This is a genomic window from Candidatus Blochmannia festinatus (nom. nud.) (assembly GCF_059936355.1).
Genome location: NZ_CP012116.1, coordinates 490,786 through 509,103, shown reverse-complemented (window position 1 = coordinate 509,103; position 18,318 = coordinate 490,786). Strand labels below are relative to the sequence as shown.

At 24.7% G+C, this 18,318-nt stretch carries 11 protein-coding genes and 3 tRNA genes; 8 read left to right on the top strand and 6 right to left on the bottom strand.

Annotation, left to right across the window (positions count from 1 at the left end; genetic code table 11):
* Window positions 1-35: 35 nt before the first annotated feature.
* Window positions 36-1,565: an exodeoxyribonuclease I gene (gene sbcB, locus Bfest607_RS02330; RefSeq protein WP_500838143.1), complete on the bottom strand. Its 1,530-nt coding sequence runs from the start codon at window positions 1,563-1,565 to the stop codon at window positions 36-38.
* A 187-nt stretch (window positions 1,566-1,752) separates the two neighbouring features.
* Here sbcB and tmaR point away from each other — a divergent pair, with 187 nt between their 5' ends.
* Both tmaR and Bfest607_RS02320 read left to right on the top strand, forming a co-directional pair.
* The gene (tmaR, locus tag Bfest607_RS02325; protein ID WP_500838142.1) at window positions 1,753-2,088 is read left to right on the top strand and encodes a PTS system regulator TmaR; all 336 of its coding nucleotides are present in this window, start codon (window positions 1,753-1,755) and stop codon (window positions 2,086-2,088) included.
* Between the two features lie 369 nt (window positions 2,089-2,457).
* Window positions 2,458-3,441, top strand: coding sequence for a KpsF/GutQ family sugar-phosphate isomerase (locus Bfest607_RS02320; RefSeq protein ID WP_500838141.1), 984 nt, complete (start codon window positions 2,458-2,460; stop codon window positions 3,439-3,441).
* Window positions 3,442-3,468: 27 nt separating this feature from the next.
* Here the strand turns inward: Bfest607_RS02320 and Bfest607_RS02315 are convergent.
* Window positions 3,469-3,544: transfer RNA gene (locus Bfest607_RS02315), tRNA-Asn, on the bottom strand.
* Between the two features lie 147 nt (window positions 3,545-3,691).
* Here Bfest607_RS02315 and Bfest607_RS02310 point away from each other — a divergent pair.
* A tRNA-Ser gene (locus Bfest607_RS02310) sits at window positions 3,692-3,785 on the top strand.
* Between the two features lie 139 nt (window positions 3,786-3,924).
* Here the strand turns inward: Bfest607_RS02310 and Bfest607_RS02305 are convergent.
* Together Bfest607_RS02305 and mdtH are read right to left on the bottom strand one after the other, a co-directional pair.
* Window positions 3,925-4,014, bottom strand: a tRNA-Ser gene (locus Bfest607_RS02305).
* 265 nt (window positions 4,015-4,279) lie between these two features.
* Window positions 4,280-5,503, bottom strand: coding sequence for a multidrug efflux MFS transporter MdtH (gene mdtH, locus Bfest607_RS02300; RefSeq protein WP_500838140.1), 1,224 nt, complete (start codon window positions 5,501-5,503; stop codon window positions 4,280-4,282).
* A 313-nt stretch (window positions 5,504-5,816) separates the two neighbouring features.
* Here mdtH and murJ point away from each other — a divergent pair, with 313 nt between their 5' ends.
* Window positions 5,817-7,373 (top strand): murein biosynthesis integral membrane protein MurJ, encoded by a 1,557-nt coding sequence (murJ, locus tag Bfest607_RS02295; RefSeq protein WP_500838139.1) that lies wholly within the window; start codon window positions 5,817-5,819, stop codon window positions 7,371-7,373.
* Window positions 7,374-7,393: 20 nt separating this feature from the next.
* On the opposite strand, the gene argS is transcribed toward murJ, so the two are convergent.
* Window positions 7,394-9,142 (bottom strand): arginine--tRNA ligase, encoded by a 1,749-nt coding sequence (argS, locus tag Bfest607_RS02290; RefSeq protein WP_500838138.1) that lies wholly within the window; start codon window positions 9,140-9,142, stop codon window positions 7,394-7,396.
* Window positions 9,143-9,444: 302 nt separating this feature from the next.
* Between argS and aspS the strand changes: the two genes are divergently transcribed.
* Together aspS and mepM are read left to right on the top strand one after the other, a co-directional pair.
* Complete coding sequence (gene aspS / locus Bfest607_RS02285) at window positions 9,445-11,178, top strand: aspartate--tRNA ligase (RefSeq protein WP_500838137.1); 1,734 nt, start codon at window positions 9,445-9,447, stop codon at window positions 11,176-11,178.
* A 303-nt stretch (window positions 11,179-11,481) separates the two neighbouring features.
* Entirely contained in the window at window positions 11,482-12,855 is a 1,374-nt protein-coding gene (gene mepM, locus Bfest607_RS02280) for a murein DD-endopeptidase MepM (protein ID WP_500838136.1), read from the top strand.
* Between the two features lie 122 nt (window positions 12,856-12,977).
* Here the strand turns inward: mepM and pyk are convergent, their stop codons facing one another.
* Window positions 12,978-14,432, bottom strand: coding sequence for a pyruvate kinase (gene pyk / locus Bfest607_RS02275; RefSeq protein ID WP_500838135.1), 1,455 nt, complete (start codon window positions 14,430-14,432; stop codon window positions 12,978-12,980).
* A 521-nt stretch (window positions 14,433-14,953) separates the two neighbouring features.
* On the opposite strand from pyk, the gene zwf reads away from it, so the two are divergent.
* Window positions 14,954-16,441 carry a glucose-6-phosphate dehydrogenase gene (zwf, locus tag Bfest607_RS02270; RefSeq protein WP_500838134.1) on the top strand — a complete coding sequence of 496 codons (1,488 nt, stop codon included), beginning with the start codon at window positions 14,954-14,956 and terminating at the stop codon, window positions 16,439-16,441.
* Between the two features lie 1,417 nt (window positions 16,442-17,858).
* The gene (gene cspE / locus Bfest607_RS02265) at window positions 17,859-18,068 is read left to right on the top strand and encodes a transcription antiterminator/RNA stability regulator CspE (protein WP_500838133.1); all 210 of its coding nucleotides are present in this window, start codon (window positions 17,859-17,861) and stop codon (window positions 18,066-18,068) included.
* Window positions 18,069-18,318: the final 250 nt, after the last annotated feature.

Below are 18,318 nucleotides of genomic sequence, written 5' to 3'. Positions count from 1 at the left end.
TAGTTACTTTATATGATATGAATATAGTTTGTACTTCAATTAAAATTAATAAAAATATTAATACCATACATCATATGTATGGTAAATAAAAATGTATTATTTGAATAGTATTTATAATATTTTTTTAGTATACATAAGAGATTGATTTGAGTTGAATTATTTTGACATAGCAGAAGATTATTTATATTATTTAAGTAATGTTTATATTTACTTTGGTGAAGTAATGAATTTTTATAAGATAACCATAATTTTTGTTCTATTCTATTAAGACTGCAAGGGAAATTTCGGGCTTTATAAAAAAATAGTAATAATTTTAAACGAGCATCATGATTGTTGTGAATTTGTATTTTAGATAATTCAAATATATTACTAACATTACGAATTGTCTTAATAAGTTGACGATCGTAGGAATTAAAGAATTTATAATATAATTGATTATCTACGTGAGTTTTTTGATATTTTTTTTTAATCGTGAAATAAGATTCGATAATTGTATAAAATGTATTAATTTTGTTTTTAAAATAAGTGTAATTTATGTTTGTGCGAATAAAATTTAAATTTTTTAAACAATGTTGATAATAAGTAAATAAATCATTTTTGTGGTAAAAGATATTTTCTTCTTTAAGAAGATTAATTGGAATTAAAATAGGGCATGCATTTAATCGAATTAATTGTAATGGGATTTGTTTAAAAATATTGGATGTATTTTGATGTATATTGTGATATAGATGGTTTTCATTTAAATTGAATAATAAATCTGGTTTTTTATCTAAGTCGTAAGTAACAAGAATATTGTGATTTTTGGGATGCCAAGAGATTGGTACTAAAAATTTTATAAAGCTTTTTTCATATGTATTATTTATTTTATTAGAAATAAAAATAAGAGGTTCAATCATATCAAAATTTATTATTTTTTTTAATTGATCTTTAGTGCGGTGAGTATATAAAAATTGAAAAAAATATGGATGAGTTATTTGTATTAGTTTCATTATTTCTAATGTAGCATGTACGTCAGATATTGCGTTGTGTACATGTGTATGTTTTATATTATTAGCTTGAGTTAAGTCAGTTAATCGAAAACTAACTGTATTTTTATTAGTGATTGGCCAATGAATTTTTTCAGGATATATAGAGTAATAAGCTCTTAAAATAGGTAATAAATCCCATCTGGAATTTCCATGATTATATGCCCATAAATAAGGATCACAAAAATTTCTGTAAAAAATATGTCGACTAAATTCATCATCGAAATGGATATTATTGTATCCAACAATACATGTATTTGGTTTGTTAAATATGTTAAAGATTTGGTATGCAAATTCTGATTCTGTTAATCCATATTGCAAAGTATATTGAGGAGTAATTCCTGTAATTAGAACAGATTCTGGAGTAGGAAGATAATCATTTGGTATTTTACAAAAAAATTGTTTTTTTTTACCTATTAAACAAAATTTATTATCAACCCTTATTCCTGCAAATTGAGCAGCTCGATCTAGAGCTGGATTTAATCCAAAAGTTTCATAGTCATAGATAAAAAAAGTGGATTGATTTTTAAATAGAGGCATAGTATATAAACACCAATAATTTTTTTAAAACTAAAACAGAATTATTATTAATATAGTAAATTTTAATTATATATTATTATACATGGAGATAAAGTGAAATATTATAAATAATTTCAAATTATCTTTAGTATTATTAACAAATAAATATTATTATAATATTCAATATAAATTAATTTGGAATAAAATTATGAATCAAGATACCGTAAATAAATCTTTTTATGATGTGTTAGAGTTTGTAAGCATGTTTCGTCGTAAAAATAAACTTCAACGTGAAATAGTTGATAATGAAAAAAAAATTCGTGACAATCAAAAAAGAGTACTGTTATTAGGAGATTTAAGTAACTATATAAAATCTGAAACTTCTATAGAAGATGTTCGAGCTATTATAACTAATATGTGCAGTGATTATGAAGATCGAGTTGATGAATATATTATAAAAAATGCAGAGTTATCTAAAGAACGTAGAGAATTATCAAAAAAATTGAAATATCTCAAGAAATCTTGTAATAATTCTGATCAATGATGAGTAGTAGTATTTAAATTTTTTATTTTTTAAAAGTATAATTAAGATTATTATTAATTGAGAAGTAATGTTTTAATAGTATTAGTAAATTCATAAAATTAGATTTAACTATATTAACAGTATATAGTTGCATATTACATTTTGTGTAAATAAGTGTTTATAACATAAGATATGTTTAATAAAATTATATTTTATAGATATACAAAATATTATTTTAATGCATTTTATGTATTGATTAATTCTAATTATTTTAATAGATTTATGATAATATTTTTTAAGTAGATAAATTTTAATTTTTAATTTAAAGCAATAAATATTTATTTGTATATTAATAGTGTTTATTGACTATTTTAATAATCATTTAGAGCAATGATTAATGATAAATTATTGTTAGAGTATGCTAAAGAAACTATAAAAATTGAAATAAATGAAGCTCTACATATGCTAGATCGTTTAGATAAGAGTATTGCAGTTGCTTGTCAGATTTTATTAAAGTGTAAAGGAAAAGTTATTGTATCTGGTATAGGTAAATCTGGACATATTGGAAAAAAACTTGCAGCTTCTTTATCTAGTACTGGAACTGCAGCATTTTTTATGCATCCTTCTGAAGCTTTGCACGGGGATTTAGGTGTAATAGGATCTCAAGATGTAATAGTGTTTATTTCATATTCCGGTCGTATATATGAAATAAATGCCTTAATGCCGATATTGATGAAAAATCATATTCCTATAATTACATTAACTGGTGATATTAATTCTCCTTTAGCCAGGAAATCAAATTGTGTTTTAAATATTGAAATACAACGAGAAGCGTGTCCTATGAGATTGGTGCCGACTGCTAGTGCAGTTAATTCTTTAATAATGGGAGATGCTTTAACTATATCTTTAATGAGATATAAGGGATTTAGTACAGAAAAATTTGCTCGATTTCATCCTGGTGGAAATTTAGGAGCACAATTATTAAATTGTGTATATCATGTGATGCGTATAGGAAAAAATATTTCAAAAGTTTCTTGGGTATCAACAGTGATGGATGCTATGTTTGAGTTAATTCGTACAGGATTAGGATTGACGGCTGTACATGATAATAATGGATATGTTGTTGGTGTATTTACAGATGGTGATTTGAAAAAGTGGATAGTACAGAAAGGAAATTCTTTAAAAGACCCTATTAGGATTGCTATGACTAAACCTGGTCATTGTATTTTTCAAGAATGTAAAGTGGATAAAGCTCTTAAAGTATTATACAGATTAAAAATTACTGCAGCTCCAGTAATTGATAAATCAGGAAATTTGGTTGGATCTGTTAATATTGATGATTTGAATAAATTTAAGATTTTAGAAAATAAATAATTTATCTTGTAAAGTAAATTTTATATATGGCTCCCCTGACTGGATTCGAACCAGTGACATACGGATTAACAGTCCGTTGTTCTACCAACTGAACTACAGAGGATCATATACACTCATATTATATATAATAATATACACATATACAAGTGTATATTATAATAGTAAACAGTAATAAATTAAGATTTTTTATTTTAAAAACAATCAATAACTACATACGATTCCTATATGTTAATATTATTGGGTGTTAATAGGAGAGATGCCGGAGAGGTTGAACGGAACAGTCTCGAAAACTGCTTAAAGAAATATAATTAATTCTTTCAAGGGTTCGAATCCCTTTCTCTCCGTAGTTATCATATATAATAATAATTTTTTTTGATTTTTATGTATTAAAAATTTTTATAAATGTAGCTATTTTTTATTAGAATAAATAGTTTTTGGTTTATTTATGTTTATTTGATTATAAATAAGTACTTAATTTTTATACGGTGAGAAAGGGATTCGAACCCTTGATACATTATGAATATGTATACATGCTTTCCAGGCATGCTCCTTGAGCCACTCGGACATCTCACCGATTATTTTTATATAAGATATATTATTTATTATATAGTAAGCATATAATTTAATATATAACTCAATATATTATGATTAATTTCAATGGAAAATTGCGTTTAAACAAACATAAATCAGGATAAACCTAGCTCCGGATATTATAGAGTTAATTGTTATTTGTCAAGTATAAAAGTTTATTGATTTATTTTGATCGAATTAACGATGTTTTGTTGTGATTGTGTCACATACAAATATATAGAGTAAAACTTCTGTTTTAATAATAAGTTTATTTTTTTGTATGATTGTAATTTTTTTTATATAATATGGATTGAAAGGAATAATATCGAAACTGATAATATAATCCTAGTAGTGTGATTAAACCTATTATGCTTAATATTATCCATGGTAATTGTGAAAAATTAAATTTTTTACCTAGATCATATAACCATCCGCTTCCGCTATACCCTAAAGTACCTCCTAAAGCTAAACTAAATTTATTAAATCCTATATAGCTGCTACGTGCTTTGTAATCTGTTAATAAAGCTATTAATGTTTCTCTTGCTGGTTCAGCAATAATAGATCCAAAATAAAATAAACTAATTAATAATAATAATTCATATAAATTTTTTACTAATCCGATTGGAAACAGGCTAATTATCATTATGATTAATCCTATCATTAAACGTGTTTCTAATCGAAAATATTTTTCAGTCCAATAAGTTATAGGAATGACAAATAATAAAGATAAAATAGCTTCTATAATATAAATATATTTTATACATGATAATTGTCCAGATATTTCATGCATTCGAATTGGTAGCATTAACATCATTTGGGCTGATAAGATATAATATCCAGTTAATGTTAAAGCATAAACAACAAATCTGTGATTGTTTAATACTTTTTTAATTCCATCTAATAAGGAAAGATGAGAACTAGAGATTTTATATGCAGGTAATCTCCATGCATTAAAAATACCAGCGATGAAGAATAATATTGCTCCTGTAAAACATACTAATTTGAAATCGTATTGCAGTAACCATGTACCTAATATTATTCCTATGATTGCACATATACTATCTTCTAACATTAATATAGAATAAAATCTTCCTAATTCCCATGGACGTACTAATTTTATAACTAATGCTGTTCTAGGAGGATCAAATAGTGTACCTCCTAATGCAGATAATACACATGATAAACATAATAATATAGGAGTGTTTGCGATACTCATTATAATGAATCCTATTGTACGCATTAATAATCCAGCTACAATCATAGGTTTAGCTCCTAATTTATCAGCAAATACTCCTCCAAAAATACCTAAACCTTGTTGAATAAATTGTCGTAATCCTAAGGCAAACCCGACTAAAAAAGCTGCCCATCCCAATTGTTCAACAAAGTATATTGAGATAAGTGGGAAAACAACATAAAATCCCACAACAACAAACATGTTATCTATAATTAAAAAATATTTACCTAATTTTCTGGCTTTAGATATTGAATACATGGGTCACCACTTATGATATGATGTGTTTATATAGATTATGTACTTATATGGGAAAATATTTATATATGATACATTACTTTTGGCGCGATAATTATGTTTTTTGTATTATTAATGTTTTTACAATATTTAGTGAAATAAATTTTACTTTTGACTATTTTTAGTCTTACGATTATTAAGAATTGTTTATTTTATCATGAGTTCATAAATTTATTTGAATGTATATTATAAGTTTGTATGTACTAATATAGTATATATTATATAAATAATAGCACTGTTTATTTTGTAATGTTGAAATTATTTTTATTTTAAAACGATGAATTTGTTAAAGTCATTAATACGAGTGAGTTTTATAACTACATTTTCTAGGGTTTTAGGATTTATTAGAGATAATATTATAGCTCGAACATTTGGAGCAAGTGTAATGACTGATGCTTTTTTTATTGCTTTTAAATTATCTAATTTTTTACGACGTATTTTTGCTGAAGGAGCGTGTTATCAAATTTTTTTACCTACGTTGTCAGAATATAAATGTTTTTGTAATATAAAAGAGATAAGAACATTTATTTCTCGTACATTTGGTTTATTAATAATTATTTTAATTATAATAATTTTTACTGGGTTATTATTAGCTCCTTGGATTATAAGAATTGCTGTTCCTGGATTTGATAATGTTTCAGAAAAATTTTATACAACTGTTTTGTTGTTTCGAATTATACTTCCTTATATTTTATTTATTTCTTTAGCATCGTTTATGGGGGCTATACTAAATACATGGAATTTTTTTCTAGTTCCTGCGTTTATTCCAATTTTTTTAAATATAAGTATGATAGGATTTATGTTGTGTTCAAAATATTTATATTTATGTTCTCCTATAATTGGGTTGTCTTGGTCAGTTTTTATAGGAGGATTATCGCAGTGTATATATTGTATTCCCTTCTTAAAAAATATAAATTTATTAGTATTACCAACACTCAATTTTTATGATAATAGGATACGTAGAATATGCCGGTCTGTAGGGTTTATGTTAATTGCGGTTTCAAGTAATCAAATATCTTTAACAATTAATACTATTTTCGCATCATTTTTACCGAGTGGATCTATTTCTTGGATGTATTATGCTGATAGAATTATTGAATTGCCTATTGGTATTTTTGGAGTTACATTAACTACTGTTTTGTTGCCATGTTTATCAAAATTTATTGCAAAAGGAAGTAATGTAGAATATTTTAATCTTATAGATTGGGGATTAAAATTATGTTGTATATTAAGTTTTCCTAGTGCTATTATTTTAGGAGTGTTATCTAAACCATTAGTAATAACATTATTTCAATATGGTAAATTTTCGGAATTTGATGTGTTAATGACTCAGTATTCTGTGATAGCCTATTCATTAGGATTACCTGGTTTAATTTTTCTTAAAGTATTAACTGCAGGGTTTTATTCTCGTCATGATATTAAAACTCCAATTCGAATAATTATGGTAACTGTAGTGTTTTCTCAATGTATAAACATGATATTAATTCATATATTGAATCATGTAACTTTTGCTTTTTCTATTAGTTTAGGTGCTTGGTTAAATGCAGGATTATTGTATTGGCAATTTAGGAAAAAATATTTATTTCATTTATCTTCTGGATGGTTATTTTTTTTATGTAGATTAGCAATAGCATTATTTTTTATGTGTATAGCTATATATTATGCTCAATTATTAATTTGTGGAAAGGAATTAATTTTAGATAACATTTTTTTAAGATTATGTAAGATAATAAGTATATTAATTTTAGGAATGAGTGTTTATTTAATAATATTAAAATTATTAGGATTTCGTATAAAAGATTTTATTTTTTTTCATAAAGATGTTACAAATTAAATTTTTATTAATTGTATATATCACATATATTTCGGTGTTTTTATACCTAATAATTCTAACCCTTTTTTTAAAACATAGGCGGTAAGTAATGTTAATTTTAATCTGCTATGTTTTATATATGCTTCTTTCGTTTCTAAAATAGGACAATCTTCATAGAATGAAGAAAATAATGCTGCTAATTTATGTAAATAATTACACAGTAAATGGGGGGTACCTTGTTCTGCTATTATTGTAATTATTTCGTTAAATTGTAGTAAGCAAATTGCTAAAGATCTTTCTTCTTTAGTGATTAATTGAATATTGTATTTTTTTTCTTTTAAATGAATTTGATTAGTTTTTTTAAATATAGAGGATATTCGAGTATAGGCATATTGTATATATAAAGCAGTATTTCCTTCAAAATTTAACATATTATCCCAGTTAAATATGTAACTTGTCGATCGATTTTTTGATAATTCAGAATATTTAATTGCTCCTATACTAATAATATGAGCAAGTTTATTTATTTTTTTATGTTCGAAATTAGGGTTTTTTTTGTATATCAAATAGTGAGCTCTTTTTAAAGCTTCATTTAGTAATGTAGTCAATTTTAATGTATTTCCTGATCTAGTTTTAAATGGTTTTTTGTTTTTATTGAGTAACATGCCGCATATATGATGTTCAAATAGCACTGATTTTGAAATATAACCCGCTTTATATGCAATTTTCCATGCTTGTAAAAGATGTTGTGTTTGTCTTGAGTCAGTATAGTAAATGATCCTATCAGCATGCAACGTCTCACAACGGTATTTTATACAAGCGATATCAGTAGTACTATATAAATAACCTCCATCTTTTTTTTGAATAATCACTCCAAAGGAAGAATGACATTTACTTTTTTGATTTTTGTTAAGAAATACTACAATAGCATCTTTGCTATTGACCGCTATTTTTTTATTTTTTAGGTCTGTTATGATACTAGGTAACATGTCTTGATACATGCTTTCTCCCATAATGTCACTTTTTTTTAAAGTAACATTTAGTCGATTATATAATTTTTGATTATTTAAAATAGATATATTTACTAAGTGTTTCCACATTTGTCGACAATTATTATCTCCTTGTTGTAATTTTACAACGTAACTGCGTGATAATTTAGCAAAATCAGGATTAATATCATATTCTTTTTTAGCTTCTTGATAATAATTTTCTAATGTATTAAATGATTGAATTTTATTATATAAAGAATAATATGGTGTTTTTTTTTTTATGTAAGCAATGAGCATTCCAAATTGTGTACCCCAATCTCCTATATGGTTTGCTTTAATAACGTGATGTCCTAAAAAAGATAAAATACGAGCTACACTATCTCCAATTACGGTTGATCTTAAATGTCCAACATGCATTTCTTTTGCAATATTAGGACCAGAATAATCAATAATTATAGTTTTTTGTTGTATTGATTTAATTCCTAAGTTAGGTAAATAAATAATATGATTAATTTGATTTTCTATCCATTTTGAGTGCAAGAAAATATTCATAAATCCTGGTTGTTCAAATTTTATTTTTTTAACAATATTTTGTAAATTAATAACTTGCATAAGTTTTTCAAAAAGTTCTTCAATAGAAATGTTTAAAAGTTTAGATATAGGAATAAGTCCATTAATTTGATAATCTCCAAATTTTTTATGAGTTGATGTTTGTATTTTTATTAAATGAAAAAAAGATTCTGCATTTATTTGAACAAAAGCTTGATATAGATGTTTTGATAAAAAATTTTGAATATTCATATGATCTAAAAAATTAGTTAAATTATTTCAATTTTTTATTATTTTCTTGTATATATATCTATATGCAGAATTAGTATGACATTTTGTTGTATATATTAATTCATAATCAATAAGTATTATATTGCAATATATATAATATAACATTATTCTTTATCGTTTTATAAAGAAGATTGTATACAAATATGTATTTTATAATAAGATCATGTTAAATTATATAATTGTATGAAATAAAATAGAATTTTTATTTATTTTCTTAATTATAAATAGAGTATGTGAAACTAATGAGTAAGAGGTAATAATGTATGCGCACTGCTTATTGTGGGCAATTAAATTTAGCTCATGTTGGTTTAGAGGTAACATTGTGTGGATGGGTAAATAAATTTAGAAATCTGGGTAAGTTAATTTTTATTGAATTAAGAGATAGAGAGGGTTGTATTCAAGTATGTTTTGATCTTAATGATCATCAAGAAACATATATAAGCGCTGTTAATAATCTTAAACAAGAGTTTTGCATACAATTAACAGGGATAGTACGTGCGCGTCCTACAAATCAAATAAATAAAAATATGTTTACTGGATCTATTGAGATTTCTGCAAAATTTTTTGTTATTCTTAATGTCTCTAAACCATTACCATTGGATATTAATAAAAATAATATAGAAGAAAATCGTTTAAAATATCGTTATTTAGATTTAAGAAGACCTTCGATGTTATTTAATATTAAAACTCGTTCTAAGGTTATGTCATTGACTCATCGGTTTATGGAATTAGAAGGTTTTTTGAATATTGATACTCCTATTTTAACTAAATCTACTCCAGAGGGAGCTAGAGATTATTTAGTTCCTAGTAGATTATATTCGAATAAGAATTATGCTTTACCTCAATCTCCTCAAATATTTAAACAATTGTTAATGATTTCTGGATTTGATAGATATTATCAAATTACTAAATGTTTTAGGGACGAGGATTTACGTTCAGATCGTCAACCAGAATTTACACAGATTGATATAGAGGCATCCTTTATCACTGCTCAAAAAATACGAGAGCTTATGGAATTTTTTATTCGTATTGTATGGCGTGAAATTTTAAATGTAGAATTAGGAGTATTTCCTCAGATTTCATATTTTGAATCGATTCGTCGATTTGGGTCTGATGCTCCAGATTTAAGGAATCCAATAGAAATAATTGATGTTTCTGATTTTTTTAAATCTAAAAATAGCCAACTTTTATTTGAAAAGATAACAATAGATATAGTTGCCGATCAAGTAATGATTATGAAAATTCCAAGTGGATTTTTTTTAACTTGTAAACAGATTAATGAATATGAAGATTATGTTCGAAAATATGGATTACAGAATTTTTTTTGGATTAAAGTACAATACAATGAGCAAGGAGAGATTCATGAAATTTATGGGTCAGCATCTAAATATTTGAATAAAATTTTATTGAAATTGTTATTGCAAAAAATTGATTTTAAGAATAATGGTATTGTATTTTTTGCTTTTGGTAAGAGTACAGATTTGTCTATAATAAATATATTAGGCTCTTTAAGGCAAAAATTAGGTATTGATTTAAATTTAATTAAAAAAGATGATTGGGCTCCGTTGTGGGTAATCAATTTTCCAATATTTAAAAAGAATAATTTTGGTGATTTAGTATCAGTGCATCATATGTTTACAGCTCCTAAAAATTGCGATGATATAGAATATTTAAAAAATAATCCATTATCGATTATTTCAGAAGCTTATGATATGGTAATTAATGGACATGAAGTAGGAAGTGGATCAGTGCGTATTCATTCGTATCAGTTACAGCAAGCAATATTTGATATTTTAGGTATAAATCGAGATATACAAAAAAAGAAATTTGGTTGTTTAATGGATGCTTTAAAGTATGGAGCTCCGCCACATGCTGGTTTAGCATTTGGTTTAGATAGATTAGTTATGTTATTAACTGGGGTTAATAGTATTCGAGATGTTATTGCATTTCCGAAAACTACTGCAGCGATAGATTTGATGATTGGTTCACCTGATTAAGTCTGCTATATACAAATCATTTGATTTTGTTGAATTAGTATTAAATAATAATATATCTGTATTTTTTTGTAGTAATTTTTGCGTTTAAATAAGAAGTAATTTATATTATACAATATAAATTACTTCTTATTATAAATAGATAAATTCAAATATATTTAGAATTTAGTTTTATTATTTCATATGATCATTAAATAGTTGTATATTTAATTGATTTTAATGTAATTGTTTATAAAATGAGATAATTTTAAATTTGATATCATGTGAGTTGTTAGAGAAAGAGATACGACATGGGATTTATTATAAGTGTATGGTGTTGTGCGTAGTTCTGGGAGGTCAATATATCGTTGTTTGTATCGACGGTATACTATGATTCCGTTTATATTATTTTTAATCATCATTACTATCATTTGGAATATACTAAAGTCATGGGGCGAATTAAATAGAGATGAAAGTAATTTTAGTTATGTCGCTCCAGTTAAACAGTATACATTATATTCTTCTTCTGAAATTATAAATAATAATAAATGTTTTGATAAAAATATATTATATTCAAATATTTTAAGAAAAAAATTTTGTCAAGATCAATCTATAAAAATTTTTGCTGTGCATGATTATTCTATATTATCTCCTAATAATACTTTAATGAAATTTTTGGAAAGATATAGCAGTAATTTTATTAATATTGAGGAAGTTGGTTTATTAATACAACAATATCCTGTATTAAATAATTTTAATATTAGAGAATCTTTATTTTGGATAATGGTTAATCAAAAACGATTAAAATGTTTAATTTGGGGTGTTTCTGAACAAGAAATACGTATTTATAATAATGTACATACCAATTTTGAACAAGGAATTATAAAAATATTAAAAAAATCTAGCAGTGAAGATAAATTGTATTATACAGTTTTATTTTCAGGATCATTAAATGGAACATTTGTTGATAGTGCTCGATCTTTAGGATTAGAAGAAAATTGTATAATAGACGTAGTTAATGCGTTGAAATATCAAATAGATTTTAAAAAACTACATTCAGGGGATAAGTTTGCTATATTAGTATCTTTTATTCTTAATAATAATAGTGATAATTTATGTAGTGAATTAATTGGAGCAAGAATATATACTTCAGGTCAAGATTATTATGTTTTTAGAGCAAATAACGGTCGTTTTTATAATAAAGAAGCTGTTAGATCTGTGGATAAATTTATACGATTACCAATATTAAAACCATATCGTATATCTTCTAATTTTAGTATGAATCGGTTGAATCCTGTTACTGGTCAAGTTTCTCAACATGTTGGAGTAGATTTTGCTGTTCCTATTGGTACTCCTGTTTTATCTATAGGAGATGGAATTGTGTTAGTTAGTAAATATAGTAAGATTGCTGGAAATTATGTTGTTATTAAACATGATTTTCAATGCATAACTCGATATATGCATCTTAAAAAAATATTAGTGAAAGCGGGTCAAAAAGTAAAACGAGGAGATAATATTGCATTCTCTGGTAATACAGGACGATCTACAGGACCTCATTTGCATTTTGAAGTATGGATTAATCGAAGACCTGTAAATCCATTAACTGCAAGTATTTTAAATGTAGAAAAACTTTTAGGGAATGAACGTGTAAAATATTTGAATCAAATAAATAAAATTATTCCACAATTGAATTTTGATTAAAAATAGTACGCGTGTTGATATATATGTTTCAGAGTTTTGACTAAATTACCTTATTCATATTTGTTATGAGGAGACATGTAAAATAACACGCATTAAATATTTTTCTATTATTTAAATATGTTTTATTCAACTGATAATATATAACTCATATTAGTTATATTGGATTTATTTATTGTATTATCTTGTATTACTGCTACCAACTCTCCAGAAAACAAGAATCCTTTATTTCGTAACAAATTAGTAGAACGTCTTGCATCAATTATATTATTACCAATACAATTAAAATAAATAGGAATTACCCCTCTATACAAGGTAACTATATTAAGAATGCTGATATGCTTAGATAACACGAAGATAGGTAATTTTGAATTAATACGGGACATAAATAATGCAATATTTTCAGAATCAGTAATAGAAATAATTGCACGTATTCTATCTAAATGATTTGCTATATACATTGTTGATGAAGCAATAGCTTCTTTTATATTTTTAATGTTTTTTTTTGATTCGTTTAATAGTGTAGATGATTGATTAATATTTGATATTTTTTCTGCTCCTAAACATACATTGGACATAGAAGTAACAGTTTCAGATGGATATCTTCCAGTTGCAGTTTCTGAAGATAACATAACTGCATCTGTTCCATCTAATACAGCGTTAGCTACATCCATAACTTCAGCTCGAGTAGGTATGGAATTTGTAACCATAGATTCCATCATTTGTGTTGCAGTAATAACTGCTTTATTAAGGATATGTGCTCTATGTATTATTTTTTTTTGTATTTCAACTAATTTTGGATCTCCAATTTCTATTCCTAGATCTCCTCTAGCTACCATCACAGCATCAGATGCTTTGATAATATCATCTATCGTTTCATCAGATTTGACTGCTTCTGCACGTTCTACTTTAGATATAATTTTCGCATTGCTGCCAGCGTTTGTGACTAATTTTCTAGCATAATTTAAATCAATACTGTTACGAGGAAAAGATATTGCTAAATAATCTACTCCTATTTTAGCGGCAGTAATAATATCTGCTTTGTCTTTATCTGTTAATACTTTAGCTGATAATCCTCCTCCTAATTTATTTATTCCTTTGTTATTAGATAATATCCCGCCGATTATTACTTTAGTATAAATTTTAGTGTTATGAATTTTAATAACTTGTAGTTGAATTTTTCCATCGTCTAAAAGCAAATAATCACCTGGAAATACATCTTGATAAAGTTTTTTATAGTTGACTCCTACATATTTTTGATTACCTTGATTAGTAGCTTCATACATGGAATCAAGTAAAAAATTATCTCCTGATTGTAGATGTATTCTATCGTTTTGAAAAGTTGAAATTCGAATTTTTGGACCCTGTAAATCTCCAAGAATAGCAATATATTTATTTAATTGAGAAGCAAGTTTTCGAACTTTATTTGCTCGATTAAAATGTTCTGAAGGTTTTCCATGAGAAAAATTTAGTCGTACTATATTAACTCCAGAAGTAATAATTTTTTTTAGATTGTTTTCCTGATCTGTAGAAGGGCCAAGAGTAGCAATAATTTTAGTTCTTCTCAATTGTTTTAGCATAATAATTCCTTATATAGTAATAATATTATTATATCTAATATCTTACCGTATAAGAAGAATATTTTTTAATATACTAATTTTTAATGAGTATTATAGTTACAATTATATAATTATTATTATTTAGTTTTAATTATAAAAATATTATAATTAATTATTAGATGATAAATTTACTTAATACTAACGTAGAAATTTCAATTTTGTTTAACAATATTTTATAATGTGTAAATTTTTAGTTATTAATGATTTATAGTATTTTTTTTATAAGAAGATGTAATATATTGGTATACTTATTACATACATTGGTAAGTATGTAGAATGGATTTAAATTGAATAGTTAATTTACATGTATTATATACTAATATATGTAGTGAATATTTTATATGTATTATAGATATAACATTATTTTGTGTGTTGATTTACATGAATAATGTAAATTTTATAAATAAATTGAATTTATAGGGTTTATATAAGAAAATTTCAATATTTTAATAATATTATTTATATTAGGCAGAATCATAAACATGCAGTTAGATATACCTACAGCACATGCTTGTAATTTAATTATTTTTGGGGCTAAAGGAGATTTAGCTCGTAGAAAATTAATCCCGGCGTTGTATAAATTAGAAAAAATAGGCTTTATTCATCCTGATACTTGTATATTAGGGGTAGGTCGAGCAGAATGGGATACTTTAAAATATGTTCAAGTGATACGTTCTGCTTTAGAAATATTTATTCAAAGTGAATCTATTGATGAAAATATATGGAATCGTTTTTATAAACGATTTGAATTCTGTAATTTAGATGTAAATCATATAGAGCGTTTTAATTTATTAGTTAATAAATTAAAACGTTTAGATTTATTAACAATAAATTATTTGGCTATGCCTCCTCATACTTTTGGAGCTATTTGTAAGGGATTGAGTTCAATAGGATTAAATAGAAAAATGAATAGAGTAGTTATAGAAAAACCGTTAGGGACTAATTTGAGTTCTGCTCAAACTATTAATTCTAAGGTGTCAGAATATTTTGATGAAACTCAAATCTATAGAGTAGATCATTATTTAGGAAAAGAAGCTGTATTAAATTTATTAGTATTACGTTTTGCAAACTCTTTATGTTTTTCTAATTGGAATAATAACACTATTGATCATATACAAATTACTGTTGCAGAGGAAGTAGGTATTGAGGGGCGTTGGGGATATTTTGATAAAATAGGTCAAATGAGAGATATGATACAAAGTCATTTATTACAAATTTTAACTATTATAGCTATGTCTCCTCCAGCTTATTTAAGTGCTGATTGTATTAGAGATGAGAAAGTAAAAATTTTACGTGCGTTACGTATGGCTGATCCTAATAAAATACATGAAATTACAGTTCGTGGTCAATATGTTTCAGGTTTAATTCGGGGCAAACCAGTTCCAGGTTATTTGGAAGAAATAGGGGCAAACCAGGATAGTACTACTGAAACTTTTGTGTCTATTAGAGTGAATATAGATACTTGGAGATGGTTTGGTGTGCCATTTTATTTAAGAACAGGGAAAAGATTAGCAAAAAAATATTCTGAAATTGTTGTGTATTTTAAAAAACCAATACTTAATTTATTTTCAGATTCATATTTATGTTTACCTAATAATAAATTAATTATTCGATTGCAACCAGATGAAGGGATAGATATGCAAATTCTTAGTAAAGTACCTGGATTAGGACATAAAAGTCGTTTGCAAACCACTAATTTAAATTTATATTTTAACAAAATTTTTTCTAAAGAATATGTTTCTGATGCATATGAAAGATTATTATTAGAAGTGATGAAAGGTATTCAAGTTTTATTTGTACATTACGATGAAATAGAAGGTTCTTGGAAATGGGTTGATTCTATTATGAAAGCATGGGAATTGGATAATAGTATTCCTAAATTATATAAAGCTGGTACTTGGGGTCCAAATGAATCTACTGCTATGATTCTTAAAGATAATCGTAATTGGAATGAGTATATATATTATTAATATTATTTTTTAGGGTTATAGTATATATGATATATTACTCAGATATGTTTGTGTTGGGGTATTAAAACTATACTAATTTTAGTAAACAAGTTTGTTTGATATATATTTATGTATGATTGATTGTTTTTTAAATTAAAAAATTTATGTATATATTTAATAAAGAATTTCTTGTTTTAAAGAACAATAGAGATTATTTTGTTTTTATTAAAAGTATTTTGTTGAAAAACGTATTAAATATGTAAAATGTTTTTAATCGTTATATATGTAATTTAATATAGATCATTGGAATATTAGAAAAGGTGATGTTTTTATTATTATATTTATTTAAATTTTTTTATGTTATTTCTAATAATTATTAGGAAATTGTATGGTTAAAATTATTAAGTTAACATTATTTGTGTATAGATTTTAGTGTAAGTATTTTGTAATTTAGTATCGAAATAATATTTCAATAGATTTTAGATGTGAGCTTGTTAGAAATATGAGCAAGAATTTATTGTAGTAGTCATAAATGTTTCTATAGATTCTATTATATTTATAGAAGCTATGATTAGTGTATTTTAATTTAAGGTATAATTAATTCTTCTGTTATTTTTTTTGTTTATAGAGAAAATTTAATTAATTATATAGTAGATATTTAATATTATGGAATATTATAAATATAATAATAATTTTATATAATAAGAGTAATTATTTTTATTTTATTGAAGTTAGTTTTTGGTTAGTGTTATTTGAATATTTTAAAAATTCTGTTTAGTTTAGTTATTTTATATTGTTATATTATTATAGTTTTATAATTATAAAAAATTATACATACTGTATGCTATAATATACAGTATGTATTGTATTGAATATTAATTGTATTTTATAATTTTTATCGAAAGCTTAGATATTAGTTAGATAAATTTTTTTAAATAATAATAAGTTATTTGATTTGTGTTAACGTATTCTTATAGATAATTATGTTATTATTGTGTGTCTTTAATATTAAAGACTATATTTTTTGTATTTATAAAGTACATTAAATTGTTAGTAATATATTAAATCATATTTATTAATAATAAATATGATTTAATATATAGTATGTAATTTAGAAGAATATCTATTAATAACAGGATTATATTTTATTTTTTAAAAATAGATATAAAAAAAAATTGATAATAGGTATTTTTCTGTTATTATGAAATAACTAAGTTGGTTTTTTATTCTAAAAATGGTAGGATATGCAAGCACGAGAAAATAGGAGTATAGTAGTATTTTTTAGGGTAGACTGACTAGTAACAGTATTATGTGAATAATATTATAGATTATAAAAATTATAATAATGTCGGCTAGTTGTTTTGTTTTAAAAATTGGTAGATTTAACATTAAAAATTTTGTTTTATGAAATAGAAAACGTTTAAAGGAAATATGTAAGATGTCAAAAATTAAAGGTCAAGTGAAATGGTTTAATGAATCTAAAGGTTTTGGTTTTATTACACCATCTGATGGAAGTAAGGATGTGTTTGTACATTTTTCTGCGATTCAAGGAAATGGGTTTAAGACTTTATCTGAAGGTCAAAATGTTGAGTTTGAGATTCAAGATGGACATAAAGGACCGTCAGCAGTTAATGTAACAACTATATAAACTTTTTTGAGTATATAAAAAGTTTTTAATAAATTTGTTTTATGTCAGAGGTAGTTTAAGAAAGAAATCAAATATGATGTTTTGTTATATAATAGTTTTATCGATTGTAATTTTTGAATAAGATAAGTAAAAGATAAAAGGGTTCTCTCTTTATAAATAGAGGAGTAGTTATAATACTGAGATTTAACTTTTTAAATGTATTGTGTTTTTTATTTATCATGAAAAGGATTCTTTGTTGTAAGTATAGCAG

Coding starts and splice junctions, on each gene's coding strand:
- cspE (WP_500838133.1), top strand. CDS start 17,859: ATGTCAAAAATTAAAGGTCAAGTGAAATGGTTTAATGAATCTAAAGGT.
- sbcB (WP_500838143.1), bottom strand. CDS start 1,565: ATGCCTCTATTTAAAAATCAATCCACTTTTTTTATCTATGACTATGAA.
- pyk (WP_500838135.1), bottom strand. CDS start 14,432: ATGCTAAAACAATTGAGAAGAACTAAAATTATTGCTACTCTTGGCCCT.
- murJ (WP_500838139.1), top strand. CDS start 5,817: ATGAATTTGTTAAAGTCATTAATACGAGTGAGTTTTATAACTACATTT.
- Bfest607_RS02320 (WP_500838141.1), top strand. CDS start 2,458: ATGATTAATGATAAATTATTGTTAGAGTATGCTAAAGAAACTATAAAA.
- aspS (WP_500838137.1), top strand. CDS start 9,445: ATGCGCACTGCTTATTGTGGGCAATTAAATTTAGCTCATGTTGGTTTA.
- mdtH (WP_500838140.1), bottom strand. CDS start 5,503: ATGTATTCAATATCTAAAGCCAGAAAATTAGGTAAATATTTTTTAATT.
- zwf (WP_500838134.1), top strand. CDS start 14,954: ATGCAGTTAGATATACCTACAGCACATGCTTGTAATTTAATTATTTTT.
- argS (WP_500838138.1), bottom strand. CDS start 9,142: ATGAATATTCAAAATTTTTTATCAAAACATCTATATCAAGCTTTTGTT.
- tmaR (WP_500838142.1), top strand. CDS start 1,753: ATGAATCAAGATACCGTAAATAAATCTTTTTATGATGTGTTAGAGTTT.